The organism is Ferruginibacter sp., from assembly GCF_031430955.1.
Classification (GTDB): Bacteria; Bacteroidota; Bacteroidia; order Chitinophagales; family Chitinophagaceae; genus Ferruginibacter.
Genome location: NZ_JANPCM010000165.1, coordinates 1 through 2,466 on the forward strand (window position 1 = coordinate 1; position 2,466 = coordinate 2,466).

Sequence of the window (2,466 nt, forward strand, 5' to 3'; positions counted from 1 at the left end):
CATAAATACCGGTGCTGCTTTTACAGGCAAACTTTCGGCCATTGATATTGATACTAAACAATTCTGGCAAAGCGAAACCTGCCAAAATTTATACCCCAACGAAAAAGGAAGAAACTAAAAATAAACAAAAAAATGTGTACACTCAATTTAATTAATCCTGCTGTTTCTGATATAAATTTTACAACATTATTTTTTCCTGATGGGCAACCGCATATAAAAATTGATACCGTAAGTTGCGAAATATTTAATAAAAATGATGAACTGGTTATAGTGAGCAGAATATCTAATGCCAACGATTTGCTGATGATCTTACTGGCAAAAAATACTTTAAGTTATTTGGGCTTTGAACAAATTGGTTTAAAAATAAGTTACCTGATGGCTGCACGTATGGACCGTGTGATGCTGGATGGCGAACCATTTTCTTTAAAAGTAATTGGTAGCATTATTAACCAGGCAGGTTTTAAAAAGATAAGCATTTTTGATCCGCATTCAGAAGTTGCTACAGCAGTAATTGAAAAGGCGTACAGCATCACTAATCATCAGTTTATAAAAGAGGTACTTGATCATTACAAAAAAAACAATGCTGCAGATGATGTTAAAAAGTTTTGCCTGGTATCACCTGATGCAGGTGCACTAAAGAAAATTTATAAAGTGGCCGCAGCGCTTAATGGTCTTGATGTGGTGGACTGCATGAAAGAAAGAGATTTAAAAACAGGAGCTTTATCAGGCTTTAAAGTTTTTGAAGAAGGTTTGCAACAAAAGATTTGTTTTATTGTAGATGATATTTGCGATGGCGGCGGCACTTTTACCGGTGTGGCTGCAGAATTAAAAAAGTTGGGTGCCGAAAAAATTATTTTAGTAGTCAGCCATGGTATTTTTAGTAAAGGGTTTAATTTAAAAAATGTGGATGAAATGTATTGTACTGATTCCTACAAAGCAATGAATACAAAAATTGAAAACCTGAATGTATTTCCTGTGCTCAATTATCTTTAAAAGAATAAAGCATTTATTGCTTAGCTAATTTTCTCCCACCAGGGAAAAAATGTTTGTTCATTATCATCAATATTTACCTGTTCTCCAATCATCGGTGTAAGTAATTTCATTTGTTTTTCCTGCGCTGTTTTATAAACCCTCACTGCTGGTTCATCCCATGCATGGTTGCCCAATGCAAATTTTCCCCAATGCACAGCAATCAATTTTTTAGCGTTTAAATCTTCTGCTGCCTCCACCACTTCTTCGGGCATCATGTGAATATATTTCCAGCTTTTATCGTACTGGCCACATTCTAAAATCGCCAGATCAAAAGGTCCGTGTGTTTTTCCTATTGTTTTAAAATGAACATCATAGCCACTATCGCCGCCAATATAAATTTTATGTAAAGGCGTTTGCAAAACAAAGGATACCCATAAGGCTGTGTTTCTTTTAAAGCTTCTGCCGGAAAAATGACGGGCTGGTGTAACAGTTACAATAAAACCTTCTGCAAGATTTATGGTTTAGTTCCAATCTTTTTCAATAATCATTTCTTTTTTAAAACCCCAGCGCTCTACATGTTCACCGGTACCTAAGCCGGTAATGATGGTTTTAATTTTAGGCTGTAATTTTTTTATAGTATCATAATCCAAATGATCCCAGTGATCGTGGGAGATAAATAAAAAATCGATTGCAGGAATATCATCTGTTGTATAAATATCAGAACCCGGAAAACTTTTGGTAATAAAACTTAATGGCGATGCCGCACCGCTCAGCACCGGATCAACCAAAATTGTTTTGCCATCTATTTGCATAAAATAAGAAGAGTGGCCCATCCATACCCAAATATTTTCTTCTTTTTTCAACCCAAATAAATCTGTTTTTACAGAAGGTAAAACTTGTGCTGGTTTCTGTCTTTCTTTTTTCTTGAAAAAAAACTCGTTGAGTAAAGCAGGATAACTGGTGCCTTCTGTTAAGCTGGGCGTATGGCTTTGATTCTGAAAAGCGCCTTCCCTGTATTGCGGAGAAACCCTTACCAGTTCTAATCTTTCGCCAGTTGGCTGGCTGCCAAATTTTTCTTGCTACATGAAAAAATATACGCCTGCTATTAATGCCACAACAATTACCAAAGACACTATCATTTGTGAATTTATTTTTTTTGAAAAATTTTATGCTCTGTTAATGGAGACGATTGAGGTAGCAGGATATTTTATGGAGCAGGATATTTTTTATTCACTGCGTGAAAAAAGATTTGCCACGGAGGCACAGAAACACAGAAGTTTATTTTCTGTGACTCTGTGTTTCTGTGGCAACAAGTTTGCGCCGAAGGCGCACACGTATGAAGGCTTTGTATTTTAATCCGTGTAAATTCGTGTAATCCGTGGCAAACAAAAACTACGAAGTAGTTTCAAACTATTTCTTCATCCCTTCCAACTCCTTCTGCAACCTAAACATTTCATCCCTCAGCCTTGCCGCTTCCATAAAATCTAAATCCTT

2 protein-coding genes and 1 pseudogene are annotated in these 2,466 nt (G+C 36.1%); 2 read left to right on the forward strand and 1 reads right to left on the reverse strand.

The window, feature by feature from the left end; genetic code table 11:
- Positions 1-132: 132 nt before the first annotated feature.
- Positions 133-993 carry a ribose-phosphate diphosphokinase gene (prs, locus tag ACY65O_RS04440; protein ID WP_462219641.1) on the forward strand — a complete coding sequence of 287 codons (861 nt, stop codon included), beginning with the start codon at positions 133-135 and terminating at the stop codon, positions 991-993.
- Positions 994-1,013: 20 nt separating this feature from the next.
- Here the strand turns inward: prs and ACY65O_RS04445 are convergent.
- Positions 1,014-1,805 (reverse strand): annotated as a pseudogene (locus ACY65O_RS04445) (MBL fold metallo-hydrolase).
- A 250-nt stretch (positions 1,806-2,055) separates the two neighbouring features.
- Here ACY65O_RS04445 and ACY65O_RS04450 point away from each other — a divergent pair.
- Entirely contained in the window at positions 2,056-2,328 is a 273-nt protein-coding gene (locus tag ACY65O_RS04450) for a hypothetical protein (protein ID WP_462219642.1), read from the forward strand.
- The last annotated feature ends 138 nt before the right edge of the window (positions 2,329-2,466 follow it).

Bases quoted from the DNA above. Each gene is read 5' to 3' on its own strand.
- ACY65O_RS04450 (WP_462219642.1), top strand. From the start codon at position 2,056: ATGAAAAAATATACGCCTGCTATTAATGCCACAACAATTACCAAAGAC.
- prs (WP_462219641.1), top strand. From the start codon at position 133: ATGTGTACACTCAATTTAATTAATCCTGCTGTTTCTGATATAAATTTT.